General features: G+C 39.4%; 20 protein-coding genes and 1 pseudogene. 5 read left to right on the forward strand and 16 right to left on the reverse strand.

Translation table 11 applies throughout. The features are described 5' to 3' along the window. The first annotated feature begins 185 nt into the window (after positions 1–185). A complete protein-coding gene (locus tag SB717_RS14630) occupies positions 186–386 on the forward strand; it encodes a cold-shock protein (RefSeq protein ID WP_013057408.1) in 201 nt (66 codons plus the stop codon). A 195-nt stretch (positions 387–581) separates the two neighbouring features. Here SB717_RS14630 and yjcZ read toward each other — a convergent pair whose 3' ends face one another. Next, the gene (gene yjcZ / locus SB717_RS14635) at positions 582–719 is read right to left on the reverse strand and encodes a sporulation protein YjcZ (RefSeq protein WP_013057409.1); all 138 of its coding nucleotides are present in this window, start codon (positions 717–719) and stop codon (positions 582–584) included. 266 nt (positions 720–985) lie between these two features. On the opposite strand from yjcZ, the gene SB717_RS14640 reads away from it, so the two are divergent. After that, entirely contained in the window at positions 986–1,222 is a 237-nt protein-coding gene (locus tag SB717_RS14640; protein ID WP_014459745.1) for a hypothetical protein, read from the forward strand. Between the two features lie 29 nt (positions 1,223–1,251). On the opposite strand, the gene SB717_RS14645 is transcribed toward SB717_RS14640, so the two are convergent. Continuing rightward, a complete protein-coding gene (locus SB717_RS14645; protein ID WP_074680695.1) occupies positions 1,252–1,524 on the reverse strand; it encodes a hypothetical protein in 273 nt (90 codons plus the stop codon). 142 nt (positions 1,525–1,666) lie between these two features. After that, entirely contained in the window at positions 1,667–1,864 is a 198-nt protein-coding gene (locus SB717_RS14650; protein ID WP_014459743.1) for a hypothetical protein, read from the reverse strand. Positions 1,865–2,172: 308 nt separating this feature from the next. On the opposite strand from SB717_RS14650, the gene SB717_RS14655 reads away from it, so the two are divergent. Next, positions 2,173–2,955: an SDR family oxidoreductase gene (locus SB717_RS14655; RefSeq protein ID WP_410904032.1), complete on the forward strand. Its 783-nt coding sequence runs from the start codon at positions 2,173–2,175 to the stop codon at positions 2,953–2,955. Between the two features lie 16 nt (positions 2,956–2,971). Here the strand turns inward: SB717_RS14655 and SB717_RS14660 are convergent, their stop codons facing one another. From SB717_RS14660 to SB717_RS14675, 4 genes are all read right to left on the reverse strand, one after another. After that, positions 2,972–3,748, reverse strand: coding sequence for an SDR family oxidoreductase (locus tag SB717_RS14660; protein WP_074680691.1), 777 nt, complete (start codon positions 3,746–3,748; stop codon positions 2,972–2,974). Positions 3,749–3,849: 101 nt separating this feature from the next. Further along, entirely contained in the window at positions 3,850–4,812 is a 963-nt protein-coding gene (locus SB717_RS14665; RefSeq protein WP_264135466.1) for a quinone oxidoreductase family protein, read from the reverse strand. Between the two features lie 119 nt (positions 4,813–4,931). Then, on the reverse strand, positions 4,932–6,446 hold the full coding sequence (scpC, locus tag SB717_RS14670; protein ID WP_410904033.1) for a succinyl-CoA:acetate CoA-transferase ScpC: 1,515 nt from the start codon (positions 6,444–6,446) through the stop codon (positions 4,932–4,934). Between the two features lie 132 nt (positions 6,447–6,578). Beyond that, entirely contained in the window at positions 6,579–7,223 is a 645-nt protein-coding gene (locus SB717_RS14675; protein WP_050690645.1) for a LytTR family DNA-binding domain-containing protein, read from the reverse strand. 158 nt (positions 7,224–7,381) lie between these two features. Here SB717_RS14675 and SB717_RS14680 point away from each other — a divergent pair, with 158 nt between their 5' ends. After that, complete coding sequence (locus SB717_RS14680; RefSeq protein WP_074680685.1) at positions 7,382–8,062, forward strand: DUF421 domain-containing protein; 681 nt, start codon at positions 7,382–7,384, stop codon at positions 8,060–8,062. Between the two features lie 33 nt (positions 8,063–8,095). Here the strand turns inward: SB717_RS14680 and SB717_RS14685 are convergent, their stop codons facing one another. From SB717_RS14685 to SB717_RS14705, 5 genes are all read right to left on the reverse strand, one after another. After that, positions 8,096–9,583 (reverse strand): DHA2 family efflux MFS transporter permease subunit, encoded by a 1,488-nt coding sequence (locus SB717_RS14685; protein WP_410904034.1) that lies wholly within the window; start codon positions 9,581–9,583, stop codon positions 8,096–8,098. 279 nt (positions 9,584–9,862) lie between these two features. Beyond that, the gene (locus SB717_RS14690) at positions 9,863–10,420 is read right to left on the reverse strand and encodes a 3D domain-containing protein (protein ID WP_074680681.1); all 558 of its coding nucleotides are present in this window, start codon (positions 10,418–10,420) and stop codon (positions 9,863–9,865) included. 329 nt (positions 10,421–10,749) lie between these two features. Further along, positions 10,750–10,884 (reverse strand): hypothetical protein, encoded by a 135-nt coding sequence (locus SB717_RS14695; protein WP_255285430.1) that lies wholly within the window; start codon positions 10,882–10,884, stop codon positions 10,750–10,752. A gap of 159 nt (positions 10,885–11,043) precedes the next feature. Next, positions 11,044–11,928, reverse strand: coding sequence for a superoxide dismutase (locus tag SB717_RS14700; RefSeq protein WP_410904035.1), 885 nt, complete (start codon positions 11,926–11,928; stop codon positions 11,044–11,046). 139 nt (positions 11,929–12,067) lie between these two features. Continuing rightward, the gene (locus SB717_RS14705) at positions 12,068–12,898 is read right to left on the reverse strand and encodes a glycosyl transferase family 2 (RefSeq protein ID WP_410904036.1); all 831 of its coding nucleotides are present in this window, start codon (positions 12,896–12,898) and stop codon (positions 12,068–12,070) included. Between the two features lie 230 nt (positions 12,899–13,128). Here SB717_RS14705 and SB717_RS14710 point away from each other — a divergent pair, with 230 nt between their 5' ends. Next, positions 13,129–13,794, forward strand: coding sequence for a cupin domain-containing protein (locus SB717_RS14710; protein ID WP_410904037.1), 666 nt, complete (start codon positions 13,129–13,131; stop codon positions 13,792–13,794). Between the two features lie 56 nt (positions 13,795–13,850). Here the strand turns inward: SB717_RS14710 and SB717_RS14715 are convergent, their stop codons facing one another. From SB717_RS14715 to SB717_RS14730, 4 genes and pseudogenes are all read right to left on the reverse strand, one after another. Further along, entirely contained in the window at positions 13,851–14,087 is a 237-nt protein-coding gene (locus SB717_RS14715) for a hypothetical protein (RefSeq protein WP_226313298.1), read from the reverse strand. 55 nt (positions 14,088–14,142) lie between these two features. Beyond that, a complete protein-coding gene (locus tag SB717_RS14720; RefSeq protein WP_074680673.1) occupies positions 14,143–14,727 on the reverse strand; it encodes a hypothetical protein in 585 nt (194 codons plus the stop codon). Positions 14,728–14,811: 84 nt separating this feature from the next. After that, positions 14,812–15,201: a Type 1 glutamine amidotransferase-like domain-containing protein gene (locus SB717_RS14725; RefSeq protein WP_410904038.1), complete on the reverse strand. Its 390-nt coding sequence runs from the start codon at positions 15,199–15,201 to the stop codon at positions 14,812–14,814. Between the two features lie 119 nt (positions 15,202–15,320). Further along, positions 15,321–16,431: pseudogene (locus tag SB717_RS14730) on the reverse strand (RNA-guided endonuclease TnpB family protein). Between the last annotated feature and the right edge of the window lie 5 nt (positions 16,432–16,436).

Consider the following 16,436-nt stretch of genomic DNA (forward strand, 5'->3'; position numbering starts at 1 on the left):
AGGAAGGCAACATCTTCGTTAAATTTTCTTCATTCCTTGCAATTATCATTATCTTTTGCTATTCTATAAGAAGAATTATTTTTGTTCGGCAACAATCGATAGGTGAATACTTTCGTCTTAAAGATTTTGATCATGAGCAAGGATAGTAATACAATGTGTGCATAGCACACGAGGAGGCAACATTCATGGAAAAAGGTACAGTAAAATGGTTTAACGCAGAAAAAGGTTTCGGATTTATCGAGCGCGAAAACGGCGACGATGTATTCGTACATTTCTCAGCAATCCAAAGCGAAGGATTCAAATCTTTAGACGAAGGTCAAGCTGTAACATTCGACGTTGAAGAAGGTCAACGCGGACCTCAAGCTGCTAACGTTCAAAAAGCATAAGTAGTAAAAAGACTCTGATTTCAATCAGAGTCTTTTTTTATGTAGAGCTACGCATAAATTTTTTTAACATGTAGTTTGTACACGTTATTATAAATAGTAAACTAAAAGAGTCTCTTCATTCCGAAGAGACCTTTTGTGGAAGAAATAGTTGAAGAAATAAAGTGTGGATGTTGCATCGTCCTCATTTTTTAATAATTAGCACCAGCCGCCGCCGAAGCAAGAAGCACCGATGATGATTAATAAGATGAAAAGTACAATGATTAAAGCGAAACCGCCGCCGCAGCCACCGCCGCCATAACCACAACCGTATCCGTAACCTCCGTAGTATCCCATGTGTTTCACCTCCATTTGCTATACTTTAAGATATGTGGATTTGGTTAAATTGCTCCTAATAATTCCATAGAACTTTTGAAAATGTTTGTCATACACTAAAATACTGAGCTTCTCAAACAAGTTTCACAAAGTGATAAAATATCTGATTTTATGGGCATTTACTCCTCTTTTTTTTATCTTTTAAAAATGTAATCGCTCCCTTTTTCATGAATGTACACCGCGCTGAATACCTTTAGTTATGTACACTCACACAGGAGGGATTCAATATGTTAACACTCGAAATTTCAAAGCAAATCGTTAAAAACGTCTACCCTATTGTCTTATCGAATCGCAGTAAAATCTTTCAAGAGGAAGTGAGCGTCGCTGCTTTGCAAGACTACTTTGGTCTTGATCATGCCTTTAGCGTGTATGCAGCTGCCACCATTATTTATCAGCTAGAAGCTGACGGATATGTATCCAAACCTCTGAAGCGCAGCGAATACAAGCGAATTTTGCTCAAATAAAAACAAGCATCCCCGCAAGGATGCTTGTCTTATTTATAGCTATACCTGTCGAATAATTGCTCGACTCTTTTGTGATAGTCCGCAAGGTAATCAGAGAGTTCCGTTTTGCTCAAATTATTGGCCTGCTCCTCAAATAGTGACAGCAGCGAAATTTTAATCATTTCCATTTCCGTTTCCGAACGATTTTCATTTCGCAAATCTTTTCTTAAATTCCACAGGCTTTGCTCCATTTCATGCTTTAATTGTTCTAGTGATTGTGGCTCTTCAAATCCGGCACGAATGTCTTTTTTAAATCCACTCATCTTATCACTCCTCGCATTTGCACCTGCTAGATAGTATCTAATGTATACTATACCATAAATAACTATACGAGGCTTAAGCATGCATTTTAAGCAATCGGTCACAAAATAAAAAACATCTCTTTGGATGTCTTTACGTTACTTTTTATCTTACTTCGTCTTCTTCACCTTTTACATATTTAAAAAATGAATCAATCATTTCATTTAAGAAATCATTTCGATCTTCAAAATTCATAATTTCTAAAAACTCCACAATATCCTTATCTAAGCTAATAGAAGCGGGAACATAAGCAGCTGCTTCCCTTCTTTGCGGGAATGGAATCACATTATCTTTCTTCTTCATAAAACACCGTCCTTTTTCTGTGCTTTACTAGTGTAAGCTTTCAAGGAACGATTTGCAAGTCCCTCTGATGTAAAATTTTATATAAACATTCTTCTGAAAAGACAGAGTATATCTTTAGCTACTCAAGTAAGCTCATTTGACATTAGCCTTTTTCGTGTTCTGGCGTCATATTAATAATTTGCCGCTGTTTTCTCTTTTCCTTTTGGCATCTTTTAGCAAATTTAAACACAAATAGTTTAAAAGAGGTTTTTATTTCCTTCTTATAGGTTAAAGAAAGGAAACAACATTTTTATATGGAGGGGTTACAAATGATTGCATTAACTGGAAAAGTTGCGCTTGTGACGGGAGCGGCATCTGGGATTGGACGCGCTTCAGCCATCACATTAGCTGAACAAGGAGCGCGCGTTGCTCTTTTAGATTTAGACGAAGAAAAATTACAAGAAGTAAAAGAGACCATCATGTCGAGCGGCGGAGAGTGTATAGCCATTAAAACAGACGTCTCTAACTCTGAAAGTATAAAAGAGAGTATCGAAACGATCAGCAGCTTATGGAGTCAATTACATATTGTTTCTATTAACGCAGGCATCAACGGTACGTTTTCTTCTATTGAAGAACTATCACCAGAAGATTGGACAAAAACGATTGATACAAATTTAACGAGTACTTTTTTAAGCGTGAAGCATTCTATTCCTTATTTAAAAGCTCAGGGAGGAAGCGTTATTATTACTAGCTCGATTAACGGCAACCGTACATTTTCAAATATCGGCATGAGCGCATACAGTTCCTCAAAGGCTGGCCAAATGGCGTTCGGCAAAATGGCAGCTCTTGAACTTTCTACATACGGAATACGCGTTAACGTTATTTGTCCAGGAGCAGTTGATACAAATATTGAAAGCAATACATTCCGTCAAGAAGACAAATTAAAAGAAGTCGCGATTCCAATTGAATATCCAAATGGCAATCAGCCGCTTGCTAAACGCTCGGCTAAGCCCGAAGAAGTAGCGGATTTAATTTCCTTTTTAGCTTCTGACGCGTCCAAACATATTACCGGAAGTGAAATGTTTATTGACGGCGGAGAATCGCTGCTGTAACGTACAAGCCCCTGCATTATCTGCCAGGGGCTTGTTTTTTGCTTTTATGAACAACGTCTACTCCGCCCGAAGCGGATATAATGCTGCCTGTAATCATATCTGAGTTTTCATCACAAAGAAACTCAATAATACGCGCAATGTCTTCTCCTGTCCCTGATCGGCCCACAGGCGTTTCCTTGTCTTCTAGTAATCTTGCTTTTATGATATCATTTTCTTTCATGTCTCCTACAATATCTCCGGGACAGACCATATTGGCCGTAATCCCGTATTCGGCTACTTCTAGAGCAAGCGATTTGGTCAGAGAAGCCAGCCCTGACTTAGCGGCACTAAAAGCCGCGCGGTGCATCCATCCAGGGGTATGCTCTACATCTTGAAAACCGTATGTAATAATCCTTCCAAACTGCTTTTTTTGCATAATAGGAACAACAGCTTTGACAAAGTGAAAAACAGAGCTTAAATTCCCTTCCATCATTTCGTACCATTCACTGTCTGTGTACTCTATTAATTTCTTTCTTTCAAATACATACGGACCTGCATTATTAATTAAAACATCAATACGTCCAAACCGCTCCATGGCCTGCGCAACGACATGTTCAATATCTGCTTTATTTGTTATGTCTCCTTCTACAAACTGTACGTTATCGCTATATTGATGCCATTCTTCTTGCAGTTCTCGCACTTTATTTTTATCACTTCGAAAATGGACGGTAACGGAATACTGCTTTTTTAAAAACTGTTCTGTTACTTTTTTGCCAATACCTTTATGACCCGCTGTAATCAATGCATGTTTCATCTACCTTCACCTCTTTTACTCTACTTATCTACTATATATTAGACAGCTCCTTAGTTTCTCCTTTACTAACGGAAAAAAGCCCTTGACGAAAGGGCTTTTTTTTACGGTCTTAACAAAATTTTACCTGTACTTTTTCGGCTTTCAAGAAGCTCATGTGCTTTCGCTCCGTCTTTTAAGTCAAATACCACAGGATCGGTTAGCACAAGCTGACCTTTACTGATCCACTCAAACAGCTGCTGTGAACGTACTTTACGTTCTTCATATGACACAAGCACGTTCCATAAGTCTCCGCCTGTAAGCGTTTTAGAGGTATCCATCAACATACGCGGATCCACTGGAGCCGGATCGCCTCCTGCCATTCCGTAAAACACCACGTTTCCTCCTGTTTTTACGGCTTCAAAGCTTTTTTCTAGCGTAACCCCTACAGATTCGTAGGCAACATCTGCTCCTCGCTTCGTTACTTCTTTCACTTGTTCCACCCAGTTATCTTCGTATAAAAAAACATAGTCAGCTCCTGCTTGAGCGGCTGCTTTTGCTTTTTCAGAAGATGACGTTAAGCCAATAACCTGTCCGCCTAATAGCTTGGCAATTTGAACTAAAAGCTGCCCTACACCTCCAGCAGCTGCGTGAACAAGCACATAATCGCCGGGCTGAATGCTGTAGCTGTCTTGTGTTAAATAGTGAGCCGTTAACCCTTGCAAAAGTACAGAAGCAGCTGCATCAAACGAAATATTGTCAGGTACAGCAATTATTTTATCTTGTGGCACGGCAACAAGCTCTGCATTTGCAAAAGGAACGTCAGCAAACGCAATACGGTCTCCTACGTTAACATGACTTACTTCTGCTCCTACTTCTTCTACCACACCTGCTCCTTCATATCCTAAAATATACGGAGGTGTACCTGTTAAGTGGTAGTTCCCTTTTCTTCGGTACACATCAGCAAAATTAAGCCCAATTGCTTTTGTTCTTACTAGTACATCTGTTGGGCCAATAGAGGGATTCGGTATATCTTGATAGTGAAGAACGTCAGGTCCTCCAAATCTTTCAAATACTAATGCTTTCATATATAAGTTACCTCGTTTTCTTTATGTATTCCCTTTCATCGTAATTCAAAGAGATACCAAACACAAGTTTCTGACTCAGGGAAAAAACGCTTTGTCTCCTCAGGAGACAAAGCGTTCTTTTACTTTGTTTGCGCTACAACTTCTCGCATTGTTCCATTTTTTTGATAAGACGTATGAAAAGAAAAGGCTTTTTCAAGAACGTGCGGTGTTTGGCCGCCTCGCGTGAGCGCTTCTTCGTAATACGCCATAAGCTGGTCGCGGTACATTGGGTGGGCACAATTTTTAATGATTCGTTTTGCCCGTTCTCTTGGAGCGAGTCCGCGCAGGTCTGCGTATCCTTGCTCTGTTACAATCACATCAACATCGTGTTCCGTATGATCAACGTGCGAAACAAACGGCACTATGCTTGAAATATCACCGTTTTTAGCAATGGATTTTGTTACAAAAATACCGAGACGCGCATTTCGGGCAAAATCTCCTGAGCCTCCGATTCCGTTCATCATTTTTGTTCCCATCACATGCGTGGAATTGACGTTTCCGTAAATGTCTAGCTCTAGGGCAGTGTTAATAGAAATCAGTCCTAAGCGACGAATGATTTCGGGATGGTTTGAAATTTCCTGCGGGCGAAGAATGAGCTTATCTCGATAGACTTCAAAATTAGAGAAAACTTGTTCCATTTTATCTGCTGAAAGCGTAATTGAGCAGCAGGAAGCAAACGTAACTTTTCCTGCGTCAAATAAATCAAACACGGCGTCCTGCAATACTTCTGAATACACTTCTAAATCATGAAACTCTGAATCTAACAAACCGTGGAAAACGGCATTTGCTACAGATCCAATTCCAGATTGTAAAGGAGCAAGCGATTCAGTTAATCGCCCTTCTTTAATTTCTTGGCGTAAAAATGAAATCAAATTTTGAGCCATTACAACCGTTTCTTCGTCAGGTGCTACAATCGTAGACGGTGAATCTAGCTGATTTGTAAATACAATACCTTTTACTTTATCCACATCAATTGGTATGCCTAACGAACCAATCCGGTCATCAGATTTTTTTAAAGGAATTGCATCCCGCTGTCCTTGAACGCCTGGATCATACAAATCGTGAATGCCTTCTAACAGCTCTGGCTGCGCTGTGTTAATTTCAATAATAATCGATTTTGCATGCTGGGCAAAAACCATCGAATTGCCAATTGACGTTGTTGGAATCATCATTCCGTCATCTGTGATAGAAACCGCTTCCAAAATAGCGAAATCTATTGAATCTAACACGCCTGCACGCACCCATTCAGAAGTATGCGATAAATGCTGGTCAATAAACTGAAATTCACCTTCATTAATTTTTTTACGCATGGTCGGATCCGCTTGAAACGGCAGGCGTTTATTTAACATCCCTTTTTCTGCAAATAGCTTATCCACATCTGACCCAAGTGAAGCACCGGTATACACGCTAACTTTTATCGGTTCTGTTTCCGCTCGTTTCGCTAGCGCAAACGGTACAGCTTTGACATCCCCCGCTCGTGTAAAACCGCTTAGACCAAGAGTCATTCCATCTTGAATCCAAGACGCTGCTTCTTCAGCAGAGACAACGCGATTCTTTAGTGCTTCATGTTTAATTCGACTGCAAACGTTTTCCATTCTGTTCACTCCTTGTTTTTGCTCTTTTTTACCATTTTACTGTAAAGCAAGCGGCTACAAGAGTTTTTGGAATGAAATGGACAAAAATAGCGATAAAACAGCATATTTGATGATAATTAAGCAAAAAGACGGTTAAAAGCCAAGCAGCTTTCGAAAATAGCTGGCGTACGACTGACTGACCGGAATTTTTTCTCCGTTGTTCATCACTAATAAAAAAGTTGAATGTGTATCAGGATAAATTTCTTGAATCTGCGTCACATTGACGATAAAGGAACGATGACAGCGCACAAACTCTTCTTTTGGAAGCACATAATCAAATTCATTTAACGTGTATTTATGCGTACCCGTATATTTCTGTGCGTACACATATGTTTTTCGGTCACGCGCTTCTACGTAGATAATTTTTGAGAAAGGAACCGGTATCCATCCCTCGTTCACCTTTAACGTCACAACTGACTTTCCGCTCGTTAACGCGGGAAAAATGGCCGTCACGCACCCTTGAACCTCTCCTTCGTCTAAGAAAGGCACGGCCATGCCGTAGTAGGGCGTGCCAAACACGTCTCGGTGAATAAATTCCGATACTTTTTGCTTTCGTTCTAATGCTTTATATGTAATCGTTCCTTTTTTAATTTGATCTCCAGGGCTGATTTTTAAATTAATTCGTTTACTTGCGCGGTAATACACGTACGTTTCTAGATCTGACACGGCAATCGACGCTTCATCAGAGAACAATTCGCTGATAACGTCTAATAATGCTGAAGCTTTAAATGGTTTCATCTTTTCACCTTCTTTTGTCTAGTCAAACATGCTGCTTCTTTATTGTAGCGCAAAAGCAAAAGCTAGTGGGAAAGAAGCATGGAATTTATCTTTTCAACTGCATAAAATTTCTATTTTTTCACAACATAAAACAATGAAATGAAGGAAGGGTGAAATGTATGGGCTATGCTGAATCGACGTTTCGAATCGCCTGTTCATTTTTTGTGCTGCTTCTTTTAACGCGGCTCATGGGAAAAACAGAAATCAGCCAGTTAAATGTGTTTACATTTATTACGGCGATTACGATTGGTAATATTGCCTCTTCCCTCTCCACTGATAAGGGAGTGGAAATTGATAAAGGGATTTATTCACTGCTAGGATGGACATTTTTAACGATTGCTATGGGCTATATTGGGATGAAATCGAAAAAAGCACGGCATCTTATTACAGGTGAACCTAAAATTGTGATTAAGCAAGGAAAAGTGATGGAAAAGGCGTTAAAACAAGTCCGGCTAGATATTGAATCTCTTTTAGGCATGCTGAGGCAGCAAAACGTATTTTCCATAAAAGATGTAGAATACGCCATATTAGAAATCAACGGAAACCTTTCCGTTATGCAAAAACAAGATAAAAAGCCGAACTCATGGTCAAAAACGCTTTTATTCCCCACTTCAACAGGCGTTATTTACGATGGAAAAGCGAATGAAGATGCGTTGAAGGACCTGCACGTAGATAATAATTGGCTGCATAAACAGCTAGAAAAAGCGGGAGTCAACTCAATTGATGACGTCTTTTACGCTGAGGTTCAGTCAGACGGATCGCTTTACATTGACTATAAAAAAGACAAATTTAACTCATAAAAAAAATCCGTACCAAAAGGCACGGATTTTTTATTAGCTTGCTTTTTTTACACGATTTGTAATGGTATCTTCTTTTGGTGATGTTTTACGAATAAAGAAGGCTAACACAAACGCGATCACACTTAAAATCGTTGCAATCATAAACGCATCGTTAATACCCATTGCCGTACCTTGATTCACAGCTTCAGCCATACTGCCTTTATCTGTCAGCAAAATTTGCTGATTCGTTACGATGTTTTTCACGTGTTTTTCACCTTGATTCATCATAATAGATACAAAGAACGCCATTCCTACAGCTCCAGCAACCATTCGAAGCGTATTAACCATCGCCGTGCCGTATTTATTTAAGCTAAGCGCAAGCTCATTTAATCCTGCTGTAAAGATTGGCATCATGAGCAGCGACATACCAAACATACGAACAGTATAAACAATCATCACATACATAAATGTTGTTGTCGTTTCAAGTTTTGTTAATTCATATGTTGTCACAACGGTAATTGCTAAACCAATAACAGCAAGCCATCTTGCGCCGAACTTATCAAACAGCCGTCCTGTAATCGGAGACATAATCCCCATTACAATTCCCCCTGGCAGTAACAGCAAGCCTGAAAGAAACGGTGAGAAGCCCCGTACGTTTTGCATATAAATCGGCATTAAAATCATACCTGAAAACATTGCCATTGTCACAATCACGTTAATAATTGTTGTTAATGTGAACATACGGTAACGGAAAATACGGAATTCAAGAAGCGGCTGATCAATTTTTAACTGACGGAAAATAAAGAACAGAATTGAAATACCGCCTACAATGAACATGGCTAATACTTCAGTGCTGGTCCAGCCCTTTGTACCGCCCGTAGCGAACGCATAAAGCAAGCCTCCAAATCCAATTGTTGACAAAATAACGCCAAACACATCTAGCTTAGGTCGGCTTGTTTCTGTCACGTTTTTCACTAAAATAATAGCCGCAATTACGTTAATGAGTGCAATTGGAAACATCATAAAGAATAAAACGCGCCATGAGTAGTGTTCAACTATTAAACCAGAAAGCGTCGGCCCTACTGCCGGTGCGAAGTTCATCGCTACACCAAAAATCCCCATCGCAAAGCCGCGTCGGTCAGGCGGGAATAATGTAAAGATAACGTTGGTAATTAACGGAAATAAAATTCCCGCTCCCGCTGCTTGCACGACGCGTCCCACTAAAATAACGGAAAATGTCGGTGCAATACCGCAAAGCAGTGTTCCTACTGTAAACAGCCCCATTGCTGTAATATACAGCTGCCTCGTAGTAAATCGATTCATTAAAAATGCTGTAATTGGAATAACAATTCCGTTTACTAACATAAAGATGGTTGTTAACCAGTTGCCCGTAGCCGCCGTTACATGGAAATGATCCATCATTTGCGGAAGCGCAATGTTAATCAGCGTTTGATTTAAAAAAGCGACGAGCGCTCCCATTATCATTACGCCAAAAATAGACCGAGTTCGGGCTTGATCGGACTGTTGTGTTTGTGTATTCATTTTAACAAGACCTTTCCCTTTAAAATTATCTGTATGTAAATCTTCAGATGACAAACAGGTTAAGAATATATTTTATGTGTTCATTCTATTAATTTATGTCACGAATATTTAATGAACTTAATTATATACCGAATAAATATATCCGTTTCCGAAATATTTGTCAACAAATATGATCATTTTCGTAAAACTTTTCCATCAGTATATATAAAGTAGCATGCCCTTTAATGAAGAAAAAAATAAGAGCCCTTCAACGAAGGCTCTCATTTCCTTAAGAAATACTTATTTTAAGATTTGAACTTTTACTGTTTTTCTTCCCCATTTTAACGCTTCTTTTTGAGAAGGAAGAAGAACGTCAATTTTATTTCCTTTAATCGCGCCGCCCGTATCAGCTGCGATTGCCGTGCCATAACCTTCTACGTATACTTTTGAACCAAGCTTAATCACTTTTGGATCGACAGAAATAACTTTTTGATTTGGATTCTTTTTTAAATCGATTCCAATCGCCGTTTTTCCACTGCAGCCTTTGCAGTTCGCTGTGTACGCTGTTGCTGTTACTCTAAATTCTTTCACAACATTTGAAGACTTCGCAGGCGCTGCTTTAGCAGGCGTGCTTGATTTTACTTGAGATATCTTTAATACTTGTTTCGGATGAATGCTGTCTGACTTTAAGTTATTCCACTGTTTCAGCTGACTAACCGATACTTTATATGTCTTTGCAATTTTGTATAGCGAATCTCCGCTTTTTACTGTATATGTATTTGTTGCAGCTGATGCACCACTTGCCACTCCGAACAGTGACATTAGAACTAAACTGAACGTAATCATTGTCTTTTTCATGTAATTGATTTCCCCTTTATCTACCAATACATAAAAAATAACACATGAATATTACAGTTATATTTCAGTAGCATGTCAATAGTTTGATAGTTTAGTTACAGTAAAAATAAAGATTCTTCCTTTTAAACTAGTAAATTAATCACCTTCACTCTTCAAAAACATACATATTTAGGTATATGACGGTGCATTTACACACATTTATAATGGATTATTTCATTTGTAACATTTCACTGGTTCTAGAGGCTTAGACTTTATTTTATATTGGTTATTTAGAACATAGTTTATTTAAAATTAATAAATGCGTTAAAGGAGCTTAATAAAATCACTTTTTACACCGCTGTTGATTTCCGTGCAAGACTTCGCTTTCCGCGGATGGCTGATGAGCCTCCTCGTCGCTTGCGCTCCTGCGGGGTCTCATCTATTCCACTATTTCCGCAGGAGTCTTCGTCTTGCTCTCCAATCAACTGCTAGAAGCGCATACATATATCACCGCCATAACAATAAAAAATCCGAACGAGTTGGATTCTCCATCAAGAATCTCAATTCACCGTTCGGATTTTCCTTCAACTAAAATGCTTTTATCATAGCCTTTTTATTTGAAATTAAAATACCTGCAATACTTGTTAATACGGCTGCCACTGAAGCATTCTGGCTGCTTCAAATCTTTTTTCTACGTTCGGCCAGTAAACGATTTTCCACCAATTATCCACGTACGGATCACGTTCATTTTTGTACTGTAAATAATACGCGTGTTCCCATACGTCTAATACGAGCAGCGGAATCGTATCCCACTGCGTGAGAAGCTGATGGCGCTCAGCTTGCAAGACTTCAAGCTTTCGCGAACGCGGCGACCATACTAAGATGGCCCACCCCGCGCCTTCTACTTTTTTAGCGGCTTGAGAAAAGTGCATCATAAACTTCTCATAGCTGCCAAAGTCTTTTTGAAGCTGCTGCAGCAGCTGCCGCCTCGGTCGTCCTCCTCCTTCTGGACTCATAATCTCCCAAAAAATTGTGTGTAAGTAATGACCGGAGCCATGAAAAGAAGCTTCCCGTTCCCAATGTTTTATGAGGTCAAAATTGTTTGTGTTACGGGCTTGCTGCAGCATGAGCTCTGCTTTATTTAATCCATCGACATAGCTTTGGTGATGCTTGCTGTGATGAAGACGCATGATTTCCCGGTTAATATACGGTTCAAGAGCTGAATAGCTATAGCCAAGCGGCGGCAGCTCGTGCTTCCCTGGCGCTATCGATTCTCGCTCCCTGCCGTCGTCTCCAAGCCGCTCTTTTAAAACTTTATCAATATGCCGTACTGCATTATTGATTTCTTCTAACGTATATTCGTTAACATCTTCTTCGCTTAAATATTCAAGAACATCTTCTTGCGTGCGCGTTATATATGACGTTATATCTACTTCTGTAATGGCTTCTTCAAATACAGGATCACATACTTGTTCAAGCCAGGTCTGAACTTCCATTAAGTATCTTTTTCTCTCATCTTGATCGGCCATACTTTCCCTCCTTACACCTCATCTTCACTATCATATTCAAAAGAAAAAGCAACATAACTTCCTACTTGTATCTATTGAGTTAGAAAATTCGACATGAAAAAGCAAGAGCTCCTTAAAAAACAAACTCTTGCCTTTTTTCTTATATCTTCTTCGCCATATTCACATAGTCAATCGTTTCTTGCTTACTAACAGCCGCGTGCTTCAGCTTTGGGTTATAATAAAGCTCCACTTTTATATTATTGATTTCACAGTGGTCTGGCATATCCTGCAAATCCGTTAAAAATGGCAGCAAGTGATTGTTCATATCGTATTCAAACGCCCCGTTTTGCAAGTAATACACCTTCGGCACATAGTTAATATGGCGAAAAAACTTCACTACGTTAATTCGCTCACCGTATGAGGCGATCACTTCATCTTCTGTCAAGTCCGGATAAGATAAATTAAACACTTGCCGAACCGGCGTTTTCAGCCACTTGGTCAAGCAAGTCTGCGGATTGTTGACAAGCGCTTTTGCTCCTTTTACGTACCCCGCTAAAAACATCGACATAAAGCCGCCGCCCGATGATCCGTAAAATAGCACGTTAGACGAATTTACCTGTACTTTTTTCATGAACTTTTCAATTAAAACCGCAATGTCTTTTAAATAAAAACGGTCGCTTGTCCCTTGTCCCCATGCAAGTGACACTTTTCCTAAATAAAGCGTGGGGTCGTTGTAATAAATAATCGAATCTTGGAATTCATTCATCCACGAATGCCGCTGAAAATATGGAGGTCCTGCCGGCATTTCTTGACTTGCCCCTCCTCCTGATCCAAACACAAGCAAATGAGAAGACTCTCTTTTCAGCCTTATTAAAAACTCAAACAGCACTCCGTTCCACTCGACCGCGACTAAAACGGGCTTATTAAACGGTAGCTGAAGTTCGTCCAGCTTCTCATACGTACTATTTATTTTTTCATATTGATCAAGCAACAGCTCTGCAACTCACTTTCCTCAAAATGATCCGTCGTATACGTCTGACATTGATCATGGCTCTGTAAAAAAGAACCTGTTACAGTGTATGAAAATCAGTGGACAAATGTTTGTACACCTTATCAAAAATAGGCCTTACCTACATATCCTCCTAGGCTTCTGTCACGAAATAAAACTCTTCACATACGATACAGCATCATAAAAAATTCAAAGATCGGAGCTGGAGACCGTTGTCAACGCCCTATATGGATTATAATAATCCAAACGTACAATACTTTTCCGATTTGAACAAAAACAGACTTAATACGCGCAATGATGAGAACTATATCAATCGGCTAGGAAGAGATGTGCTAAATACTCTTGGAAACGTATCGTTACTCGATATTTACTTAAGCAAAAGCCGCGTGGTCGAACCGCACTACCATCAAAATGCCGCTGAGCTTGTCTACTGCATTTCAGGCTCAGCCGTCGTTTCATTAATCAATCCGTTTAAAAACGAAGTCACAAACATTCCGATTACTCCCGGTCAAGTAGCCAATATCCCTCAAGGCTGGTGGCACTGGGAAATTGCGTCTGAAGACAATACGCATTTACTTGCCATTTTTGACGCCCCTTACCCGGAATATATTTTTGGATCGGACATTTTAAATAAAACGCCTATTGAAGTCCTTGCTCACACGTACTGCTTAGATCCAGAGCAGCTAAAGAATGCGCTGGCTCCGTTAAAAAATCAAACCATCGTAATTGGACCAACAGACGAATGCGGAGAAAAAGAATACTATAAAAAGAAAAAACAAGGAGGCCCTGTTCACCACCAGACGCCCACTTATACGTATCCTCCGCCTCAAAATTCTTATTATCAACCTCAAAACCCTTATCACTATCGATACTGGTAGAAGCAAAAAAACCCGTTGCCAATGCAACGGGGTTTCTTAATGAATACATAACGTTATTAATCTGTATATGTACTATGAAAAGCGGCTTCAATATATGCAACTTGGAAATGGTAATGTCCAATTAAATATTTAACAATGTCCACTTGATCGATTTTGCCAGGCTTATCGACCATCGCTTCTTTCACCATTTTTTCAAATGTACCTTGATCAAATTGTTCTTCATGAATAACAATTGTTTCAGAGTACGTTTCGCCTTGCCCTTCTGAAATGCGGTAGTAATACAATTTTTTCACCTCGATTTGTCTTAAGTGTATGTATACCCTTAACTACTCATTTTGAAACATTTTTTCAGCGTTCTTTTTCCGCTTTACGATAGGCTGCGGCTTTCGCTTTTACAAGCAGCCTTGTAATCCAGTACGCCACTAATGTTATTCCTATATCAATAAGAAAAATATAAAACAAGCTCATTCCTTTTCTTGAATCAATAAATTTAAAATGATGTTCAAGAGGCGCCAGTCCGAACGAAAAAACAGCGCTTAACAGAATGGTATACAGATAGAAATTTTTTTGATGATTTGTACAATATTGATAAAGCAGCAGAAAGCCTACAGGCAAAATAGAAGCGGTAATATTTGTTGCATTCGGAAGCAGCGGCGTTAAGAAAAACGTGTGCGTTAAATGACCGCTTCTCCCAAGTGCAATATCAATATATGCCCAGAGCATATGCACTGTGTAACCGAAGAAAAACACCTCAAAGATCCGTGTCCGGTCTGCGGTAAAATATAACAACACAAGAGGAAGAACGAGCGAAGCAAGTACCACCCAAAACTGCCAGTTCCCAAAATCTGAATACTGATGCCAATACGACGATAATAACTTCTGCAGCTTATCGCTTTGTTCATGTATGTTTCCCCAGTATCGTTCATAACTCACTGAAGTAACCTCCTATATAGAGTCTCTGCTTATATATGTACGAATAAGCTCCATTTTATACAGAGAAACATGGAAAGCGACCATTTATTGCTTGTCATCACCTAAATACGTCACCAGGAGTTCATGCTCAATGACTTTACTTGCTTTTCGATTAACAGCATACACTTTTGCTGTTGGTCTTGAACTGACTGATACCGATAGCTTTTCATCTTTAAAATGCAGCGCGACTCCATCATCTACAGCATAGCCTTCTTTCATTTCTCCGATTGCCATTAACTCATGATACGACGGTCTTCGATTGCTTTCTCCGTCGTAGTGAGGACAGTTACTTCCCGTTAAAAAACCTAAACAGTCGATTTTAGACAGGTTGTTGTTCATTGAATCAGTGACGCCTTCTTCAAACCAGCAAATCGAACCTGCGCTTATTCCTGCTAAGATTATTCCTTTTTTATAAGCTTCTTGTGAACTACCCACCACTTACCAACCTAACGGATCGCTTGAAGTGGGGGGCTTCCTGGGTAATTGCCACTTTTGATAGCTGACAAAATAAATCAGGCTAACCCTCTTGTTCCAAGAGTTTGGTTTACAATTGATTAGGCCATTGCTAACAAGCGAATGCCTTCTTTTTTGATATTGAGTGCCGAATTATGATCCCTATCAAGGTGTAATCCACAAACGCATTGATAGACACGTTCAGACAATTTTACTTCTTTCACTGAGCAGCAATTCGAGCACATTTTTGTAGAAGGGAACCACTTGTCAATCTTGATCAGTTGTTTCCCTTGGTCAGCTAATTTATATTGTAAGAACGTAATAAACATTCCCCACGCGTTATCAGCTACACTTTTTCCAAACTTGAGTGCTTTAGACATCGCCTTCATATTTAAGTCTTCAATCGCGATGGCGTCAAAAGTAGCCACCAGTTCTTTTGATTTTTGATGAAGAAAATTTTTGCGTTGATTAGCCACTTTTTCGTGTAGTTTAGCAACCTTTACTCGCTGTTTTTTCCAATTTGAAGAACCTTTCTTCTTACGAGAAAGTTTACGTTGTTCAGTAGCTAACTTATCAAGCATTTGACAATAAAACTTTGGGTAATTGGCTTTCTTACCTTCGCTATCGACAAATAGCCCATCCATCGCAAAATCTAAGCCTTCAATTTTTTTAACCTCTTTACCAACAATTTTTTTCTCGCAAACTGTTAAAATGGAGACATAATACTTTCCAGAAGCAGACATTGATAATGTACACGATTTAATTGTTGATTCTCCTGGAATCTTCCTGTGTTGTTTAATTTTCACTTGTTTTAACTTAGGTAACTTGATATGACCATCCAACAACTGAATGTTTCCGTTCACCACATTGGTTGTATAGCTTTGTTTATGGCGTTTACTTTTAAATTTCGGGAACCCCGCGTTCCCTTTGAAGAACGCTTTGTACGCCTTCTCCAAGTTCAGTTGCGCGTTAGCCAGCGCGAGAGAGTCCACTTCCTTTAACCATTCAAACTTTTTTTGTATTTAGCAGGAGTAGGATGCTTGATTTTTTTAGCTTCTCTTTATCGTCTTTCATCCTTTCGAACGTATCCATACGTTCCGCCAGCATCTTATTGTAGACAAACCGAACACAACCGAAGGTTTTGTGGAGTAATATTCTCTGTTCTTCTGTTGGATATATTCTGAACTTGTATGCCTTATTTTGTGTAGCCATATCAA

It is taken from the genome of Priestia sp. SIMBA_032, assembly GCF_046535215.1.
Lineage (GTDB): Bacteria > Bacillota > Bacilli > Bacillales > Bacillaceae_H > Priestia > Priestia aryabhattai.